The organism is Massilia frigida (genome assembly GCF_011682175.1).
Taxonomy (GTDB): Bacteria; Pseudomonadota; Gammaproteobacteria; order Burkholderiales; family Burkholderiaceae_D; genus Telluria_A; species Telluria_A frigida.
Map to the genome: position 1 here is coordinate 1 of NZ_WHJG01000251.1, position 227 is coordinate 227.

A 227-nucleotide genomic window follows, 5' to 3' on the forward strand; every position below is an offset into this window, starting at 1 on the left:
TCAAAACGCCCACACCATGAATGCTACCCGACCTGCTCTGATCATGCAACGCTGGAACGCGGTTCAATATGACGTGCTGCCGGAACTGTGCGCAGAACTGGGCGTCGTGACGCCGAAACTTGAGCGCGTGATCTACGTTCTGGAGTGGGCGCGTATCGAGGAGTTCGCTGACGATTCCTGGGACGGCATCGGCCGACCGCCACATGTTCGGGCTTGGCTGGCGAATG

Annotated in this window: 1 pseudogene; it reads left to right on the forward strand. The window is 59.5% G+C overall.

Going from position 1 to position 227, the window contains the following annotated elements:
* Window positions 1–16 precede the first annotated feature (16 nt).
* Window positions 17–227: pseudogene (locus tag F2P44_RS34840) on the forward strand (IS5/IS1182 family transposase); the annotation flags it as partial.